At 69.5% G+C, this 18,306-nt stretch carries 17 protein-coding genes and 1 riboswitch; of the genes, 10 read left to right on the top strand and 7 right to left on the bottom strand.

All coding sequences use genetic code 11. The annotated features are described in order from the left end of the window. Positions 1–11: 11 nt before the first annotated feature. The gene (locus ACT2CW_RS44800; protein ID WP_182472540.1) at positions 12–1,016 is read left to right on the top strand and encodes a nucleoside triphosphate pyrophosphohydrolase; all 1,005 of its coding nucleotides are present in this window, start codon (positions 12–14) and stop codon (positions 1,014–1,016) included. Between the two features lie 148 nt (positions 1,017–1,164). After that, a complete protein-coding gene (locus ACT2CW_RS44795) occupies positions 1,165–1,584 on the top strand; it encodes a DUF6479 family protein (RefSeq protein ID WP_164434920.1) in 420 nt (139 codons plus the stop codon). A 90-nt stretch (positions 1,585–1,674) separates the two neighbouring features. Here the strand turns inward: ACT2CW_RS44795 and ACT2CW_RS44790 are convergent, their stop codons facing one another. The 7 genes from ACT2CW_RS44790 to ACT2CW_RS44760 all read right to left on the bottom strand — a co-directional run bounded on the left by ACT2CW_RS44790 (position 1,675) and on the right by ACT2CW_RS44760 (position 8,485). Beyond that, on the bottom strand, positions 1,675–3,048 hold the full coding sequence (locus ACT2CW_RS44790) for a tryptophanase (protein ID WP_164434922.1): 1,374 nt from the start codon (positions 3,046–3,048) through the stop codon (positions 1,675–1,677). Between the two features lie 119 nt (positions 3,049–3,167). Further along, positions 3,168–4,310 (bottom strand): tryptophan dimethylallyltransferase family protein, encoded by a 1,143-nt coding sequence (locus tag ACT2CW_RS44785; RefSeq protein ID WP_445520739.1) that lies wholly within the window; start codon positions 4,308–4,310, stop codon positions 3,168–3,170. A gap of 345 nt (positions 4,311–4,655) precedes the next feature. Then, positions 4,656–6,002, bottom strand: a complete 1,347-nt coding sequence (locus ACT2CW_RS44780; RefSeq protein ID WP_164434926.1) for a cytochrome P450 — start codon at positions 6,000–6,002, stop codon at positions 4,656–4,658. Between the two features lie 9 nt (positions 6,003–6,011). Further along, positions 6,012–6,602 (bottom strand): GTP-binding protein, encoded by a 591-nt coding sequence (locus ACT2CW_RS44775; protein WP_037954450.1) that lies wholly within the window; start codon positions 6,600–6,602, stop codon positions 6,012–6,014. Further along, positions 6,577–6,948 carry a DUF742 domain-containing protein gene (locus ACT2CW_RS44770; protein WP_164434928.1) on the bottom strand — a complete coding sequence of 124 codons (372 nt, stop codon included), beginning with the start codon at positions 6,946–6,948 and terminating at the stop codon, positions 6,577–6,579. The genes ACT2CW_RS44775 and ACT2CW_RS44770 overlap by 26 nt, the downstream gene beginning before the upstream one ends. Further along, on the bottom strand, positions 6,945–7,346 hold the full coding sequence (locus tag ACT2CW_RS44765; protein WP_037954446.1) for a roadblock/LC7 domain-containing protein: 402 nt from the start codon (positions 7,344–7,346) through the stop codon (positions 6,945–6,947). Before ACT2CW_RS44765 ends, ACT2CW_RS44770 begins: the two co-directional genes overlap by 4 nt. After that, entirely contained in the window at positions 7,343–8,485 is a 1,143-nt protein-coding gene (locus tag ACT2CW_RS44760; RefSeq protein ID WP_164434930.1) for a sensor histidine kinase, read from the bottom strand. The genes ACT2CW_RS44765 and ACT2CW_RS44760 overlap by 4 nt, the downstream gene beginning before the upstream one ends. Positions 8,486–9,137: 652 nt before the next feature. Here ACT2CW_RS44760 and ACT2CW_RS44755 point away from each other — a divergent pair. From ACT2CW_RS44755 to ACT2CW_RS44720, 8 genes are all read left to right on the top strand, one after another. After that, positions 9,138–10,415, top strand: coding sequence for a cytochrome P450 family protein (locus tag ACT2CW_RS44755; RefSeq protein WP_445520738.1), 1,278 nt, complete (start codon positions 9,138–9,140; stop codon positions 10,413–10,415). A gap of 185 nt (positions 10,416–10,600) precedes the next feature. Then, positions 10,601–11,620, top strand: coding sequence for a transglycosylase family protein (locus ACT2CW_RS44750; RefSeq protein ID WP_445520737.1), 1,020 nt, complete (start codon positions 10,601–10,603; stop codon positions 11,618–11,620). A 255-nt stretch (positions 11,621–11,875) separates the two neighbouring features. Further along, positions 11,876–12,043, top strand: a riboswitch (cyclic di-AMP (ydaO/yuaA leader). 6 nt (positions 12,044–12,049) lie between these two features. Beyond that, positions 12,050–12,736: a LysM peptidoglycan-binding domain-containing protein gene (locus ACT2CW_RS44745; protein WP_182472546.1), complete on the top strand. Its 687-nt coding sequence runs from the start codon at positions 12,050–12,052 to the stop codon at positions 12,734–12,736. 210 nt (positions 12,737–12,946) lie between these two features. Continuing rightward, entirely contained in the window at positions 12,947–14,227 is a 1,281-nt protein-coding gene (gene eno, locus ACT2CW_RS44740) for a phosphopyruvate hydratase (protein WP_164434938.1), read from the top strand. A gap of 104 nt (positions 14,228–14,331) precedes the next feature. Beyond that, the gene (locus ACT2CW_RS44735; protein ID WP_037954434.1) at positions 14,332–14,814 is read left to right on the top strand and encodes an FtsB family cell division protein; all 483 of its coding nucleotides are present in this window, start codon (positions 14,332–14,334) and stop codon (positions 14,812–14,814) included. Between the two features lie 70 nt (positions 14,815–14,884). Continuing rightward, on the top strand, positions 14,885–15,433 hold the full coding sequence (locus ACT2CW_RS44730; protein ID WP_086884819.1) for a DUF501 domain-containing protein: 549 nt from the start codon (positions 14,885–14,887) through the stop codon (positions 15,431–15,433). After that, positions 15,430–16,389 (top strand): Ppx/GppA phosphatase family protein, encoded by a 960-nt coding sequence (locus ACT2CW_RS44725; RefSeq protein ID WP_164434943.1) that lies wholly within the window; start codon positions 15,430–15,432, stop codon positions 16,387–16,389. The genes ACT2CW_RS44730 and ACT2CW_RS44725 overlap by 4 nt, the downstream gene beginning before the upstream one ends. Positions 16,390–16,784: 395 nt before the next feature. Continuing rightward, complete coding sequence (locus tag ACT2CW_RS44720; protein WP_086884817.1) at positions 16,785–18,164, top strand: NAD(P)/FAD-dependent oxidoreductase; 1,380 nt, start codon at positions 16,785–16,787, stop codon at positions 18,162–18,164. The last annotated feature ends 142 nt before the right edge of the window (positions 18,165–18,306 follow it).

Here is an 18,306-nt window from a genome sequence, read left to right as displayed (position 1 = left end):
ACGTTGCAAGGGTGACCGCACCTGACTCGCCCGCCGCCGCCGACGCCACCGCCCCCACCGGGCGCATCGTCCTCCTCACCACCAGCCACCGGGTGGCGCCCGGACTGCTGTCCTGGCCCGCCTGGCAGGCGCTGCGCGGCGCCGACCGGGTGCTCTCCGGCGATCCGGACCATCCGCAGCTGCCGTATCTGCGGGACGCGGGCGTCGAGGTGGAGCCGGGCGCGCCGGGCGCGCGCGAGCTGGTCGACTACTGCGGGGCGGGGGGCGGCCGCACGGCCGTCGTGATCACCTCGGCCGAGGGCGAGTCCGAGCTGACCGACGGGCTGGCGCGGCTGGCCGGATCCGGCCGCGAGGCGATGCCGGACCTGGAGCTGCTGCCCGGTTCCTACGATCTGCCGGGCGCGCGGCTGCTCGATCTGGTGCAGGTCATGGACCGGATCCGCGCCGAGTGCCCGTGGAGCGGCACCCGGACCAACGAGGAGCTGGTGAAGTACGGCATCGAGGAGGCGTACGAACTCGTCGAGGCCATCGAGGAGGGCGACCGCGAGGCGCTGCTCGAGGAGCTCGGCGATGTGCTGCTCCAAGTCGTCTTCCACGCCCGGATCGCCCAGGACGACCCCGAGCACCCGTTCTCGATCGACGATGTGGCGGGCGGCATCGTGGAGAAGCTGATCCACCGCCATCCCCATGTCTTCGGCGACGAGGCCGCCGAGACCCCGGAGGACGTCCGGCGCCACTGGCTGCGGACCAAGGCGGCCGAGAAGCGGCGCGATTCGGTCACCGAAGGGGTGCCGCTCGGTCAGCCCTCGCTCGCGCTGACCGCCAAGCTGGCCTTCCGCGCCCGGATGGCCGGGCTGGACGTGGCCCTGCCGGACGGGGCGGGCATCGGCTATGAGCTGCTGGCGCTCGCGGTGCGGGCCGAGGCGGACGGCGTGGACCCGGAGGCGGCGCTGCGCGCGGCGGCCCGCGCCTACCGTGACGCGATCCGGGCGGCGGAGGGCTCCGCGACGCGGTGACGCGGGGCCGGGTGTGACGCGCGACCGGTTGTAACGCGGGCCGGGTGTGACGCGGGCCGGGTGTGACGCGAATCGGATGTGACGCGGGCCGGGTGTGACGCCGGTGGGGCCGGAGTGATATCCGGGCGGGTCCGGGTACCCGGCCGCCATGGATACGTACACCGAGGATCTCGCCGTGACCCGGGACCTGCTGGTCGGGACGGGGCCGTTCATCGTCGGGCTGGTGGTCGTGATCCTGTGCTTCGGGGCCGTGTGGTGGGGGATACGGATACGGGCCCGTGAGCCGATCCCGCCCCAGCAGCCGCAGCGCCGCGCGGGTTCCTGGCAGAAGGTCCAGGAGGCCGACCACGAGGCGCGGGCGGCGGGCCATGGCCCGGGGCACCAGGACGACGAGGACAGCGTCGGCTATGTCACCCAGAACCGCGAGCCCCATGAGGTGGATCGGGACGGCCGCCGCCGGTTCCCGTCCGAGCTGGGCGGCCCCGGGACTCGCGACTCCGGCAAGCGCGGCACCGAGGACCGGCCCACCTGGCGCGAGGGCAGCAGCGGCTCGTTCGGCAACGGCTGAGCGGTGTGGGCGCGTGGCGGGTGCGTACGCACGACGCGGGCCCGCCACCGGTGGTGTCCGGTGCCGGGCCCGCGCGCGGCCGTGCCGAGGTCAGCGCCTGACGGGCACCGGCTCCAGCGTGGCGCGGAAGTGGCGCAGGATCGGGGACTGCTCGGTGATCCGGAAGCCGTACACCTGGTCCGCGTTCTTGGCGATCTTCGCGAGCGTCTCGCCCACGTGGTCGTAGTGGCTGCGGGTGTAGACCCGGCGCGGCAGGGCGAGCCTGACCAGCTCGTACGGCGCGCTCTTGATCGGGTTGCCGTGCTCGTCCTCCTCACCGAGGTAGAGCGACCCCAGCTCGGCCGAGCGGATGCCGCCCTCCAGGTAGAGCTGGCAGGCCAGGGCGTGGCCGGGGTAGTGGTGCGGCGGGATGTGCGGCAGCAGCCGGCCGGCGTTGAGGTAGAGCGCGTGCATGCCCGGGGGCTCGACGATATCCACGCCCGCGGCGCGGACCCGGTGGGCGAGGTGGGAGGCGATCTCGGCGCGCTCGGCGAGATAGCTCACCTCGGTCACCTCGGTCAGCCCCTGCGCCATCATGTCGAGGTCGCGTCCGGCCAGACCGCCGTAGGTCGCGAACCCCTCGGTGGCGATGAGGAGCAGCTCGCACTTCTGGGCGAGCTCCGGGTCGTTGGTGCCGATGAAGCCGCCGATGTGGACGATGCCGTCCTTCTTGGCGCTCATCATGCAGCCGTCCGCCAGGCGGAACGCCTCCTCCGCGACCTGCCGGGGGGTGCGGTCGCGGTAGCCCTGCTCATGGCGGGTGACCAGCCAGGCGTTCTCGGCGAACCGGGCCGCGTCCAGGAAGAGCGGCACCCCGTGCTGACGGCACAGGGCGGCCGTCCGCTTGAGGTTCTCCATGGAGACGGGCTGTCCGCCGCCGCCGTTGTTGGTGATGGTCATGACGACCACGGCGACCCGGGAGCCATCGGGCCCGGACAGCGTCCGGGCGAGCGCGTCCAGGTCGATGTTGCCCTTGAACGGGTCGGTGCTGTCGAGGTTCTTGGCCTCGGGGCACGGCAGGTCGCGCGCCTCGGCCTCGTTCAGCTCGACATTGGCCCGGGTGGTGTCGAAGTGGGTGTTCGACAGCACGAGGTCGCCGCGCTCCAGCAGGGTGGTGAACAGCACGCGCTCCGCCGCGCGCCCCTGGTGGGCGGGGAGGATATGGGCGTAGCCGGTGAGCTCGGTGACCGTCTCGTGGAAGCGGTAGAACGAGCGGGAGCCCGAGTAGGACTCGTCGCCCGCCATCCCGGCGGCGAGTTGGGCGGCGGACAGCGCCCCGGTGCCCGAGTCGGTGAGCAGGTCGATGGTCACCTCTTCGGCGCGCAGGTCGAAGAGGTTGTAGTTCACACGCTTCAGCGCCGCTTCGCGCTGCTGCCGTGTGGTGACGGGTATCGGTTCGACAACCTTGATCCTGTACGGCTCCACGCTGCCCCTGCTTCCTGTCTGTTCGTCGTTCGGTGTTTCTGCGCGCTCGGCGTGCGGGGTCCCGGAGTCGGGCGTCCCGGCGCGCTCGGCACGCTCGGTGTTCGAGGTACCGGCGGGGTTCAGAGCCGGGCCCGCACCCGGTCACGGGTGGGGACCGGCTCGCGGGGCGGCCGGGTCCGGTACGCCTCGGAGGAGACGTAGACGGTCACCCGCCGCGGCCGGCCGCGCTGGTAGACCAGTGCCAGATAGGCGATCAGGCCCACGCCGTCGCCGAGTGGACGCGGGCTCACGGCGGCCAGCGCCCGGTCGAGCGCCGTGCTGTCCATGCCATTGCTGCGCAGCACGGACACGGCCCGCTCCCGCGCCTCGCCGTCGTGCCGGACGTAGTCGCGGACGGGCACGTGGAGCGTGTATCCGCTGGGCAGCCCGGTCGCCGTCTCCGTGAAGGAGTGGCAGGTGAGGGCGGGGCGCCCGGCGAGCCGGTCGGCGCCCTCGTCGTCGGCGAAGTCCCCGGCGGGGAGGTCGCCGACGGTGCGGAAGAACTCCTCCAGCCGCTCCCGGCCCGGTGCGGGGGTCATCCGGGGCAGGGAGCCCGCCTCGGCGGGGGACAGCCCGGGGTGCTTGAGGTAGACCTTCACCCGTGGGGCGTCCCAGTCGCCGAGGTCCAGGGCGAAGAACGGGAAGCCCTCCGCCCGGGGCAGCGAGTCGAACGCTTGGCCGTGGCCCAGCCTCGCCAGCGCCTCGCGGACCGTCTCGGCGGCCCGGTCGGCGCCGTTCGCCGAGGGGTTGAGATAGACCTTGACCCCGGGGACGCCGCCGGGGCGGAGCTCCAGGGCGCACCACAGGGCCAGCGGGCCCTCGGGGGACGGCGGGAGGAACAGGTCCTCGATCCGGTCGAGCTGATCGGTCGAGAACCCCCAGCGGTCCGCCATGGCGTGAATCGATCGCAGACCGGCCCGGCCGTTCTCCGCCAGGTCGTCCCCGCTGGAGCAGCCCGGCTCCACCAGCACCCGCAGGTCCGGGGTCTGGCCCGGCAGGAAGGCCAGGGAGAACTCCACGGGGCTGTGGTCGTCGGAGAGAAAGGTGTGCGACGGGGGCGGCAGCGCCAGCGGCCGTCCGGCCGTGGCCCCCAGACTCTCGATCAGCACACCCGCGTACGCGGCCGTATCGGCCTCGCTCAGCCCCGCCACGTGGCACAGCCGGGTCAGCTGGCCCGTGACGAGGTCACCCAGCAGTGCCTCATCCGAACGGAAACCGTTCATCGAACCTCCCGCTGAATCGAGAGGAACGGCGGTTTTGGTTTAGGCGGTGGGGATACCCGGTGTTCCCGTGCCACGAGAAGATACCCGCCCCGGGGGGCGGGTATCTGGGCTCCCATCGCGTGTGCTTCCGCGAAATTAGGGTAGGTGTTCGATTGGCCGCGGGTGTGGGGGTGCGGTCGGGATATGAGTGGTACCGCTGATCGTCGACCGACAGTGATGTCGCCGGCGGCGGGAGACCTCACGACAGCTCCTCTTAGATTTTGGCCAACATAAATTGCGCAACATTGCCTACCCGTTCAATTGAACATTCATGCGGTATGAAATGGGTTCCCGATGTGACCTAGATCACGCTCGCCACCATGAGAGGAACGAACTCCACAAGCCGCCCTTCTCCTGCTTGTTCTGGGCGTGGGCGCGATGGTCACCCGTGGGGATCTGTTGCTGCGTAACGGGCTGTTTTTCCGTACGTATCGGAGTGAATCGGGCAGGCAGCGCGGTCAGCCCTCGGTTGAATGGGCCGGGGCGCCAGGTCAGGCTCGACTCGGGCACCGCGAGCTCGATGTCCGGCAGCTTGTTGAGCAGTTTCTCGATGGCCACCACGCCGATCAGCTGGGCGGTGTCCTTGGCCGGGCAGGCGTGCGGACCGGCGCTCCATGCCAGGTGAGCGCGCTTGCTGAGCTGCTGCCGGGAGGCGGACAGCGCGGGGTCGCTGTTCGCGGCCGCGATGGAGATCAGCACCAGATCGCCCGCCCGCAGCCGGGTCCCGGCGAAGTCCACATCGGTAACCGGGTAATGCGGAGCGTAATTGGCCATCGGCGGGCTGTTCCACAGCACATCGTCGAGGGCGTCCTCGACCAGCAGCCCGGCCCCCGCGTACCGCTCGTCCGAGAGCAACAGCAGCAGCGCGTTGGCGATGAGATTCCGCTGCGGCTCGGCACCGGAACCCAGCAACAGCACCAGCTGATGAGCCATTTCCTCATCATTCAGCTGGGCATGGTGCTGCATAAGCCAGGAGGTGACATCGTCACCGGGCTGCTTACGCTTCAATGCGACGAGTTCGCCGACGCTCTGGCCGAGCACCTCGTTCGCCTTCTCCGCATTGATTCCGTCAAAAATACCGGAGATACCGAAGATGACCCGGTCACCGATCTCCGCCGGGCATCCGAAAAGCTCATTGAAAACAAACAGCGGCAGCAGTTTGGCATAATCGTTGAGCAGATCGGCCGAGCCCCGGGAGAGGAACTGGTCCATCAGATAGTCCGCGACGCGTTCGACATGGCGGCTCAGCCGATGCGTATCCACCCGGGCCAGGCTGTCGGTCACCGCCTGACGCAGCCGCATATGCTCGGCTCCGTCGGTGAACATGCAGTTCGGCCGGTACTCCAGGAGCGGGACGACCGGATTGTCCCGGGTGACCTTGCCCTCGTTGTATTCACGCCAGCGGCGCGAGTCCTTCCGGAAGGTGTCCGGGTTCTGTAGCAGCTGGAGCGCCGCCGAGTAGTCCGTGACCAGCGTGGCCTCGACACCCGGGGAGAGCTCCACCGGCGCGGTCGGGCCGTACGAGCGCATATAGGTGTAGTAGGCACCCGGATCGGCGGCGAACTCCGTCCCGTACAGCGGCACCCGCTTGCCACTGCCATGGGCGGGGCAGCCGGGTGGTGGCGCCGCCGGAAAATCCGATTGCATGTTCATCAGGTGCTCCTAGCGGGTACGTTCCTGTAGGTAACGGACAAGCGTTATCAGCGCGTTGGCCGATGACTTCTCGTCACGTGCGTCACAGGTGACGATCGGGGTCTCGGGCAGCAGGTCGAGCGCCTCGCGCAATTCGTCGTCGGGGCGGGCCGGCGTGCCGTCGAAGTGGTTGACGGAAATCGCATAGGGCAGTCCGTAGTGCTCCACCAGGTCGATCACCGGGAAGGATTCCTTGAGCCGTTCGGGATCGACGAGGATCAGTGCCCCGAGGGCGCCTCGGGTCATGTCCTCCCACACCTGGACGAAGCGCTCCTGTCCGGGCGTGCCGAAGAGATACAGGACAAGTCTGTCGCTGAGCGTGAGCCGGCCGAAGTCCATGGCCACGGTGGTCGTGGTCTTGCCCCGGGTGCCCATGAGGTCGTCGACATGGGCTCCGGCCTGAGTCATCCGCTCCTCGGTGCGCAGCGGAGGAATCTCGGACATGGTGCCGATGAACGTCGTCTTTCCGACCGCGAAATGCCCCACGACCAGGATCTTGGCCGCGATCTGCACCGCTTCGTTCAGATAGACGTCATCATCCGAAACGGGCCTGGAGCCCATCCAGCACCTCCTGAAGGAGCGAAACGTCGACAAGCTGCGCGGGAGGCGCGGGTGCGCGGGTGACGAGGTAGCCGTCCGTGGAGAGATCGGACAGCAGGACCTTCACGATGCCGATCGGAAGTCCCATGTGTCCGGCTATCTCCGCGACGGAGAGATAACCACCCGAGCACAGCTCCAGGAGCCCGCGCTTCTCCGGGTCGAGATGGCTGGGGGGTCTCTCTTCGGAGGCGGTGACCAGCGTGATCAAGTTGAACTGGTCGTTCTCCGGAAGCCCTCGACCGTTGGTGATGACGTACGGTCGCACTAACTGAGCGGATTCGGGCTCCTGCTCGCCTGGCGCCGTCATGCCTGAATTCCGGTGTTTTCGCGAGGTGGTGTGGTCAGCGCCTTGCCGAGCTGCCCGACGAGCTGCTGCATCCGGAAGGTGATGTCGGCCATGTCGACATCCGGCGCCGAGGAGACCGCCAGATACGCGCCCTCACCCGCGGAGATGAGGAAGACCCAGCCACCGTCGAACTCCACCAGGGTCTGGCGCCACGTCATATGGGGGCCACCGCAGAAGCCGGCCATGGTGCGGCTCAGCGACTGGATGCCGCTCATCGCCGCCGCGACGGTGTCGGCCTCGTCCTTTTTGACCTCTTGAGAACGGGCCATCAGCAGACCGTCGGCGGAAACCAGGATCGCATGACGAGCACCTGGTACTTCCAGGGCGCTCTCAAGCATCCATGACAGGTCGTTGTTCACTGAGGATCATGCCCTTCCCTGTTCGGGTTTGCTGCTGAGCGGCCGGACTGAGTGCCGCGCTGGAACGCGCCCATGATCGATGCGGTTTCCTCGCTCGTCCGGGCCGCGGCAGTGGCGTCCGCTCTCGGGACGATGGAAATCGCGCCCTTACGGCGACGCTTGGGCAGGCCCCCGGCGGTGGAACCGCCCACGGTGGAACTGGTCACGGCGGAACCGCTCGGCTCCGGCTGCTCGGCCGCTGCGGGAGCGTGGGTCGTGGGCTGCTCTTCCGGCTCGGGCATATTGGTCAGAAGGTCCTCGGGGAGAAGCACGACCGCGCGAACACCACCGTACGGAGAGGCCGAATCGACGGACACCGTGAAGCCATAGCGCGCGGCGAGCACACCGATCACCGCGAAACCGAACTGCGGCGGATTGCCCAGTCCCGTTACACCGGTGGCGTGGGTGGCCGAGAGCAGCTTGTCCGCCCGGTTCTTCTCCTCCTCGTTCATACCGACGCCGGCGTCGTCGATGATGACGCACACGCCCTTGGGGACGGTGCGGATGGTGATGTCGATGGGCGAGTCGGGCGCGGAGTAACTGGTCGCGTTGTCCAAAAGCTCGGCCAGCGCCAGCGCGACCGGTTCCACGGCCCGGCTGACCAGGGCGAAATTGCTCTGCGAGCGGATTTCCACCCGGGTGTAGTGACGAATGCGGCCCTTGGCGCTGCGCACCACGTCGTACACCGAGGCGACGGCTCGCTGCCGGCCCAGCCAGCCGTCACAGAGCACGGCGATGGACTGCGCACGCCGACCGAACTGCGAGTTCATATGGTCGATCTCCAGGAGGTCCTGGAGAAGCTGGTGCTCGCCGTACTTTTCCTGTGTCTTGGAGATGGCCAGCTGCTGCTCGTTGGCGAGGCCCTGAAGGGTTCGCATGGCGGACTTCAGCGCGCTCTTGGTGGCCTCTTCGGCGCGGTTCTGGGCCTCCTGCACCGCCTCGGCGTAATTGTTCTCGAGGTCGGCCGCGCGTTTCTCTAGCTCCGCCCGCTCCTGGCGCAGATTCGCTCGCGTCTTTCGCCCGCGGATAATGGCGGCTGCGGCGAGAGGCGTGCCAGCGATCAGGGCCCAGAGCGCTGGATCCTGTAGATATTGCGTCATTGAGACTCTCTTTAAACGACTAGACCGCCAGGGACTTTAGGGAGGTGTGGTGCGTTATGCGTCTGGAATGGTCGGGGCGGCGGTAAGTCAGCGCCCGTACGGCGCCCGCGGGTTCCGGGGACATCGCACTCGTCTTGCCGACGGCAGCGCACAGGCGTCGGTGCGCCGGAACGGCTCCGTATGCCCGACTGGCGGCATAATGCTCCTCAGAGTGGGGATCCTCTCGGCGTGATGTGCCGGATCGCCGTGTGTCTTACGCGCCCTTGGCTCGCCTGGCAAGCGCGGTGATCGTATCACCGGTATCACTGGGCCCCGTGCATGTGCCCCAGTCCCATTCGTTCATCTGACGTCGTTTCAGCCACACCTCCAGTTCACCGCGTTGACCGACGTCAGGGCGGGTTCCGGCGGATCGTAACGGGGCGGCGCGGGCATCCGCCGAAGGGCGGCCCCAGCCATCAGATATCCGGGCATTCGACCCCGGCTGTGCATGGGTAGTGAAGGGTCTGTGGAGATGAATGGGGAATTCCGCTAGACATTCATCCCGGTCATGACTCACTTTTTCTCTTTGTTCTGCTTATTCCCTTATTTCTCTTGTCTGCGGTTACTTCCGACAGACCGGGGGAGAGCGGCCCCTCGCCGGTATCGTCGGGGGGTGTCGGAACAGCCCCGTGACAGCTCCGCTCCCACCCTCTTCACCTGGGAGTTCGCCAGCGATCCTTACCCCGCGTACGCCTGGCTACGCGACCACGCCCCGGTGCACCGGACCACGCTGCCCAGCGGTGTGGATGCCTGGCTGGTGACCCGTTACGCCGACGCCAGAAGGGCGCTGGCCGATCCGCGGCTCTCGAAGAACCCCCAGCGGCACAGTGCGGCGGCCCATGCCAAGGGCAAGGTGGGCATCCCGGGCGAACGCCGCGCCGAGCTGATGACACATCTGCTCAATATCGACCCTCCCGACCACACCCGGCTGCGGCGGCTGGTCTCGACGGCGTTCACGCCGCGCCGGGTGGCCGCGTTCGCCCCCCGGGTGCAAACGCTTACCGATCAGCTCATCGACGCCTTCGAAGAGAGAGGAGAGGCGGACCTCATCCATGAGTTCGCCTTCCCCCTCCCCATCTACGCCATCTGCGATCTGCTCGGGGTGCCGCGCGAGGACCAGGACGACTTCCGGGACTGGGCGGGCGCGATGATCCGGCACGGCGGCGGCCCGCGCGGCGGAGTCGCCCGCGCGGTGAAGAGGATCCGGGCGTATCTGGGCGCGCTGATCCACCGCAAGCGCTTGGAGCTCGCGGAGCGCGGGGAAGAAGAGGACGGGGAGGATCTGATCTCGGGGCTGATCCGGGCCAGCGACCACGGTGAGCACCTCACCGAGAACGAGGCCGCGGCCATGGCCTTCATCCTTCTCTTCGCCGGCTTCGAGACGACCGTCAATCTCATCGGCAACGGCGTCTACGCGCTGCTGCGCCATCCGGAGCAGCGCGCCCTGATGCGGCGGGCCCTGGAAGAAGGGGACGAGCGGCTGCTCGCCGCCGGGGTCGAGGAACTGCTCCGCTACGACGGACCCGTGGAGATCGCCACCTGGCGGTTCGCCACCGAGCCGCTCACCCTCGCCGGGCAGCACATCGCCGAGGGAGAGCCGGTGCTGGTGGTGCTCGCCGCGGCGGACCGGGACCCCGAGCGGTTCGCGGAGCCGGACGTCCTCGATCTCACCCGCCGGGACAATCAGCACCTCGGCTACGGCCACGGCATCCATTACTGTCTGGGCGCCCCGCTGGCCCGGCTGGAGGCCCGGACCGCGATCGCCACCCTGCTGCGGCGGCTCCCCGGGCTGCGGCTCGCGGAGGATCCGGACGATCTGCGGTGGCGCGGCGGGCTGATCATGCGCGGGCTGCGCACGCTTCCGGTGACCTGGAATTCCGCGGACGGCTGAGCCCCGCGAAACGGGCGGCCGAGAGCCCCAAGGCCCGTACGGGCGGACATAGGTGATGAATGATCAGCCGTGTGACCTTGGCGTGACCTGGGATACATCGCCTTGTGATGATCGAGTGCCCTCGCTATGTTCACCGGCAAACCTTGTCGCCATAGGGCCATAGCGCCATAGGAGAGGTCAATCGCATGCGTTCCGGTAATGGTCGACACCGTCGCCCCCGTCAGGCCCCGGCCATCATCGTCGCGGCGGGGGTCACGGGAGCGGGCCTCGCCATACCCCTCTTCGGGGCGGCCGGCGCACAGGCCGCCCAGACCGCCACCTGGGATCACGTCGCCGAGTGCGAGAGCGGCGGTATGTGGAGCGCCAACGAGGGCAACGGCTTCTACGGCGGGCTCCAGCTGACCCTCGACATGTGGAAGAAGTACGGCGGCACGGAGTACGCCCCGCGCCCCGACCTGGCCAGCCGCTCCCAGCAGATATCCGTCGCCGAGGCGATCCTGGGCGACCGCGGCCCCGACGCCTGGCCGAGCTGTGCGCTGGGCGCCGGGCTCACCGACGGCGGTGGCGCCCCCGATGTGGACCCCGGCAGCACGGCCACCTCGGACCCGGGGACGGGCCGCGGCGATGACGACCCGGGGGACCGGGGGCGGGACGGCTCCTCCTCGGACGCCGACCGTTCGGGGACGTCCGACGGCGCCGACGGGCCGGACGCGCCGGACGCGTCCGGGTCGGCCGAGGGTACGGAGGCGCCCCACACCTCCAAGTCCCCCGACGGGTTGGACGGCTCCGCCTCGGACGACCCGGCGGCGGACGATTCGGATGCGCACGATTCGGAGGCGGACGGCCCCTCGGGCTCGGACCGCCCCTCGGCGTCGGACGACTCCAGGACCCCCTCGGCCGACCCGTCGCCCTCCGGCCGCCACCGCGGCTCCCCGGACGCCGGGGAGGGGGCCGACGACGGCGACGCGGGGAGCGCACGGCCCTCCGGGCGCCATGCCTCGCGCGGCGCTTCGGACCGCGACGCGGGCTCCACGGACGACGATTACACTGTTCGCCCCGGTGACAACCTGTCAGGGATCGCCGAGCACCAGAATGTGTCCCGGGGTTGGGAAGGGCTCTACGAGTCCAACGAGGACCTCATCGGAACCGACCCCGATCTGATCATCCCTGGTCAGCGACTTGACCTCACCATCAGGGAGCAGTGATTCGGGGGGAATTGCCCGATCTGGACCCGGTGAGACATACATCTCGTCACATTTTCCGGGGCGCACCTCGTGTCCGATCCCTCCTCACCCGGCCCCACCTGCGCCGATGTGGGCCGGGTGAGATCAATTACAGCCCCATTCACTGCCCTTGGGGTGTTTGAACGTTCTTGGCAGGTGTGTTTAACGTCTTTCCGCTCGCCACCGCGGGCACCGTCGATCGTCACGCCGAATCCTGCCGGCGGTCGGGGGGAAGCCGACGCGTCAGCGCCGAAGGCAGGAGCGGGGGACCCAAGGTAGGTGCCGAGTGGCCTGTGGATACGGGCTTGTCGGCTAGGGGTGAAGCCGGGAGCGACCATCGCGACCGGCCGGGCAACTCACGTCCGAACCCGACAGCTCACCTCGTAGGCGTCGGTGAGGAAACGAACCAAAATGCTCAAGTCCAACGGGAAGCACCGCCGCCCCTCCAAGGCCACCCGTATCGCCGCGCTCACCGGTCTCGCCGGTGCCGCCGTGGCGGCACCGCTCATCGGGGCGACCTCCGCCTCCGCGGCCACCACCTCGCAGTGGGACCAGGTCGCGCAGTGCGAGTCCGGTGGCAACTGGTCGATCAACACCGGCAACGGCTACTTCGGCGGCTTGCAGTTCTCGAGCTCCACCTGGGCCGCCTACGGCGGCACGGCCTACGCCTCCACCGCGGACAAGGCCAGCAAGGCCCAGCAGATCCAGATCGCCGAGAAGGTCCTGGGCAGCCAGGGCAAGGGCGCCTGGCCGGTCTGCGGCAAGGGTCTGACCTCCGGCGGCAGCCCCTCCGCCCCGTCCGCGCCCTCCGGCTCGCAGGACCAGCCCTCGGCGACCACCAAGTCCGCCCCGGCCGCCCAGCCGGCGCAGCCGAAGGCCCAGCCGCGCACCGCGCCCGAGCACGCCGCGCGGCAGCAGACTCGTGGCCCGATCAAGAAGGGTGACGGCGAGTACAAGGTCAAGTCCGGCGACACCCTCGGCAAGATCGCCAAGGTTCACGACGTCAAGGGCGGCTGGAAGAAGCTCTTCGAGCTGAACAAGGACATCGTGGAGCAGGCCGACCTGATCTTCCCGGGCCAGCAGCTGCACCTCCGCTGAGCCACGGTCATGACGGGCCCCGGCCGGGCGTGCCGCCCCTATGGCGCGCCCGGCCGGGGCTTTCCCAATGCGCGGGAATTCTGGATTTTGATCCGGAATCCGGCGTTTTGTGTCGTGCCCCTGTCTCGTGGGGCGGGCGAACGCGGGGCGCAGCCCTCCCGGCCCGTTAGGCTCGTGCTGCTACCGCAGACCCATACGAAGGAGAACCTCGTGCCGTCCATCGACGTCGTCGTAGCTCGCGAGATCCTCGACTCGCGAGGCAACCCCACGGTCGAGGTCGAGGTCGGCCTCGACGACGGCAGCACCGGCCGTGCCGCCGTGCCGTCCGGCGCCTCCACCGGCGCCTTCGAGGCCCTCGAGCTCCGTGACGGCGACAAGAACCGCTACAGCGGCAAGGGCGTGGAGAAGGCCGTCCTCGCCGTGATCGAGCAGATCGGCCCCGAGCTGGTCGGCTATGACGCCACCGAGCAGCGGCTGATCGACCAGGCGATGTTCGACCTGGACGCCACCCCGGACAAGTCCTCGCTCGGTGCCAACGCGATCCTCGGCGTCTCCCTCGCCGTCGCGCACGCCGCCTCCGAGGCGTCCGACCTCCCCCTCTTCCGCTACCTCGGCGGCCCGAACGCCCATCTGCTGCCGGTGCCGATGATGAACATCCTCAACGGCGGGTCGCACGCCGACTCCAATGTGGACATCCAGGAGTTCATGATCGCCCCCGTGGGCGCGGAGTCCTTCTCCGAGGCCCTGCGCTGGGGGGCCGAGGTCTACCACACCCTGAAGTCGGTGCTGAAGGAGCGCGGTCTGTCCACCGGCCTCGGCGACGAGGGCGGCTTCGCGCCGAACCTCGGCTCCAACCGCGAGGCCCTCGACCTGATCCTCGAGGCGGTCAAGAAGGCCGGCTACCAGCCGGGCCAGGACATCGCGCTCGCGCTGGACGTCGCCGCCTCCGAGTTCTACAAGGACGGCGCGTACCAGTTCGAGGGCCAGTCCCGCTCCGCCGCCGAGATGACCTCGTACTACGCCGAGCTGGTCGCCGCGTACCCGCTGGTCTCCATCGAGGACCCGCTGAACGAGGAGGACTGGGACGGCTGGAAGACCATCACCGAGCAGCTCGGCGACAAGGTCCAGCTGGTCGGCGACGACCTCTTCGTCACCAACCCCGAGCGGCTGTCCCGCGGTATCGACAGCGACACCGCGAACGCCCTGCTGGTCAAGGTCAACCAGATCGGCTCGCTGACCGAGACCCTCGACGCGGTCGAGCTGGCCCAGCGCAACGGCTACAAGTGCATGATGTCGCACCGCTCCGGTGAGACCGAGGACGTCACCATCGCCGACCTGGCCGTCGCCACCAACTGCGGCCAGATCAAGACCGGTGCCCCGGCCCGCTCCGAGCGGGTGGCCAAGTACAACCAGCTGCTGCGCATCGAGGAGATCCTCGACGACGCCGCGGTGTACGCGGGCCGTTCCGCCTTCCCGCGCTTCAAGGGCTGAGCGGACACGTCTGACGCCCGTCCCCGGCCGTGGTCCCGTACCGTGGCCGGGGACGGCGTCGCTCGACGGCGTTACCCAAGCGAAGTCATCACCGGGGAGGCGACGTGCCGGCGGATCGGGAACGGTTCTCCACCGCGACCAGGCTCAAGGCGCTCGGCGAGCACGCCGCCGCCCGGGTCTACCGCGTGCGCACCAAGCGCCGCCGCGGCCGGCTGACCGGCCGGGCCGCCCTGCTCGCGCTGGTCGTCTGCTCCCTCGTCGTGGCGCTCGCCTATCCGATGCGGCAGTACATCTCCCAGCGCTCCGACATCGCCGAGCAGCGGCACGAGGCCCAGCGGGCCCGCGAGGACGTGAAGAAGCTGCGGGAGCGGAAGGCCCGGCTGCGCGACCCCGCCTACACCGAGCAGCAGGCCCGGGAGCGGCTGCACTTCCTGATGCCGGGGGAGACCGGCTACTCCGTGGTGGACGGCGCCGGCTCCACCGAGCACTCCACCGACCAGGGCGCGGCCGGCCGCCCCTGGTACACCAACCTCTGGGACGCCGTGGACACGGCGGACGCGGCGGGGGCGGGCGGCGCGCGCCGCTGAGGCGCCGCGCTCCGGCCGCCGGCCGCACCCGGCGTTCGAATCGAAACGAAGAAGAAGAGCTTTCCCACTCATGGATACGCCCCCGCCCCAGACGGAGCCCACCGCGCCCACCGACGCGGACATCCACGCCGTACGGGAGCAGCTGAACCGGGTGCCCCGGGGCCTGCGCGCCATCGCGCACCGCTGCCCCTGCGGCAATCCGGACGTCGTGGAGACCGCGCCGCGGCTCGAGGACGGTACGCCCTTCCCCACCCTCTACTACCTGACCTGTCCGCGCGCCGCGTCCGCGATCGGCACGCTGGAGGCCGAGGGCGTGATGAAGGAGATGACGGCCCGGCTGGGCACCGACCCAGAGCTGGCCGCCGCCTACCGCGCCGCCCACGAGGACTACATCGCGCGCCGCGACGCCGTCGAGGTGCTCCAGGGCTTCCCCAGCGCGGGCGGCATGCCGGACCGGGTGAAGTGCCTGCATGTGCTGGTGGCCCACTCCCTCGCGGCCGGCCCCGGGGTCAATCCGCTGGGGGACGAGGCGATCGCGATGCTGCCGGAGTGGTGGCGCAAGGGCCCGTGTGTGAGCCCCTGCCAGACCGAGGCCCCGGGCCGGGAGGAGAGCGCATGACCCGCGTCGCCGCCGTGGACTGCGGCACCAACTCGATCCGGCTCCTGGTGGCGGACGCCGATCCGGCCACCGGGGAGCTGATCGAGCTCGACCGCCGGATGAAGATCGTCCGGCTGGGCCAGGGCGTGGACCGCACGGGCCGGCTCGCCCCCGAGGCCCTGGAGCGCACCTTCGCCGCCTGCCGCGAGTACGCGGAGGTCGTGCGTGAGCTGGGCGCCGAGCGGGTCCGCTTCGTGGCCACCTCCGCCTCCCGGGACGCCGAGAACCGCGAGGAGTTCGTGCGCGGGGTCGTGGAGATCCTGGGCGTGGAGCCCGAGGTGATCACCGGGGACCAGGAGGCGGAGTTCTCCTTCACCGGGGCCACCAAGGAGCTCACCGGCCATGACCATGTGGCCGGGCCGTATCTGGTGGTGGACATCGGCGGCGGTTCGACGGAGTTCGTCGAGGGCGGCGACGGGGTGCGGGCGGCCCGCAGCGTGGACATCGGCTGCGTCCGGCTGACCGAGCGCCATCTGGTGGCGGACGGCCGGATCACCGATCCTCCGACGGAGGATCAGATCGCCGCCATAAGGGCCGATGTGGAGCGGGCGCTGGACCTGGCCGAGCGCACCGTGCCGCTCAGCCGCGCCTGCCGTCCCGCGGACGGCCACGCGCTGGTCGGTCTCGCCGGTTCGGTGACCACCGTGGCCGGGATCGCGCTGGGGCTGAAGGAGTACGACTCCTCCGCGATCCACCACTCCCGGATCACCCTCGGCCAGGTCCGTGAGATCACGGGCAGGCTGCTCGGCTCAAGCCACGCGGAGCGGGCGGCGATCCCGGTGATGCACCCGGGGCGGGTCGACGTGATCGGCGCGGGGGCGCTCATCCTGCTTTCGATCATGGAAAGGACCGGCGCCGAGGAGGTCGTGGTGAGCGAACACGACATCCTCGACGGGCTCGGCTGGAGCATCGCCTGAGCGGGCGGAATAACGTATGAGCGGCCGCGGAACCCCCTTCGGGGGCCCTCCGCGAGCCGCCTCCGAGAAAGTTCGTGAAACTCTTCACATGAAAAAGGCGCCTGGTGGCCGCCCCGATGCGGCGCTCTGGGGCGGTTTCGGCGGCCGAGCCCCGTAACTGACCGGATCGTGAGGTGTCAGGACGGTATTCGGTGTCCCCGCGCGGACCGTCTGGTCTACTCGCGGGTTCAGTCACAAGCCCTGTTCAGAGGGGTGGGAACGTCTCGATCCGGCCAGTGGTTCCGCTGTGCCGGTATGGCGTCCATCACGGGGGCGGCGGAGTGTAGCAGATACCTCCACCATGCTTGTGAAGGGGCTCACGAGGTCCCCCCCAAGGGGTGCTGGATACTCGAATCATGAGCACCACGGAGCGTCCCAGGATCCTCGTTGTAGGCGGTGGGTACGTTGGCTTGTACGCGGCGCGCCGCATTCTGAAGAAGATGCGGTACGGCGAGGCGACCGTCACGGTCGTCGACCCTCGCTCGTACATGACGTACCAGCCCTTCCTCCCCGAAGCTGCGGCCGGCAGCATCTCCCCGCGCCACGTCGTGGTTCCGCTGCGGCGCGTGCTCCCCAAGGCGGAGGTCCTCACCGGCCGCGTGTCGACCATCGACCAGGACCGCAAGGTCGCCGTCATCCAGCCGCTCGTCGGCGAGACGTACGAGCTGCCCTTCGACTACCTGGTCGTCGCCCTCGGCGCGGTCTCCCGCACCTTCCCGATCCCCGGTCTCGCTGAGAACGGCATCGGTATGAAGGGCATCGAGGAGGCCATCGGCCTGCGCAACCACGTCCTCGAGCAGCTCGACAAGGCCGACTCCACCACGGACGAGGAGATCCGCCGCAAGGCGCTCACCTTCGTCTTCGTCGGCGGTGGCTTCGCCGGCGCGGAGACCATCGGCGAGGTCGAGGACATGGCCCGTGACGCGGCCAAGTACTACCCGAACGTCAAGCGCGAGGACATGCGCTTCGTCCTCGTCGACGCCGCCGACAAGATCCTCCCCGAGGTCGGTCCGAAGCTCGGCAAGTGGGGTCTCGAGCACCTCCAGAAGCGCGGTATCGAGGTCTACCTCGAGACCTCGATGAACTCCTGCGTCGACGGCCATGTCGTCCTCAAGAACGGCCTCGAGGTCGACTCCAACACCATCGTGTGGACCGCGGGCGTCAAGCCCAACCCGGCGCTGGCCCGGTTCGGCCTCCCGCTCGGCCCGCGCGGCCATGTGGACACCGCCCCGAGCCTCCAGGTCCAGGGCAGCGATTACATCTGGGCCGCCGGCGACAACGCCCAGGTCCCGGACCTCGCCGCCGGCGAGGGCGCCTGGTGCCCGCCGAACGCCCAGCACGCGCTGCGCCAGGCCAAGGTCCTCGGTGACAACGTGATCTCCGGTATGCGGGGCTTCCCGCAGAAGGAGTACAAGCACGCCAACAAGGGCGCCGTCGCGGGTCTGGGCCTCCACAAGGGCGTCGCGATGATCGTCTTCGGCAAGATGAAGATCAAGCTGAAGGGCCGCCTGGCCTGGTACATGCACCGCGGCTACCACGGCATGGCCATGCCGACCTTCAACCGGAAGATCCGGGTGCTCGCCGACTGGACGCTGGGGATGTTCCTCAAGCGCGAGGTCGTCTCGCTCGGCGCCATCGAGAACCCCCGCGAGGAGTTCTACGAGGCCGCCTCCCCGGTCAGCGCCGCCACCGCGGCCAAGCCCGCTGCCCCGGCCGAGAAGGCCAAGGCGTCCTGACCGTACGGGCCCGCCCGGCCCGCCCAAACGGGCGCGAACCGCACAACTGAACGCCGAGGGCGTCCGCCATCCGTGGGGCGGACGCCCTTACGTCTGCCCTCGGACGCCCTCCGATGGCCCGCTTTTGAAGCTGTTTTGCCGA

The organism is Streptomyces sp. NEAU-174, from assembly GCF_052665095.1.
The sequence above is the reverse complement of the archived record's forward strand: the minus strand, read 5'-3'. Positions and strand labels throughout refer to the sequence as shown.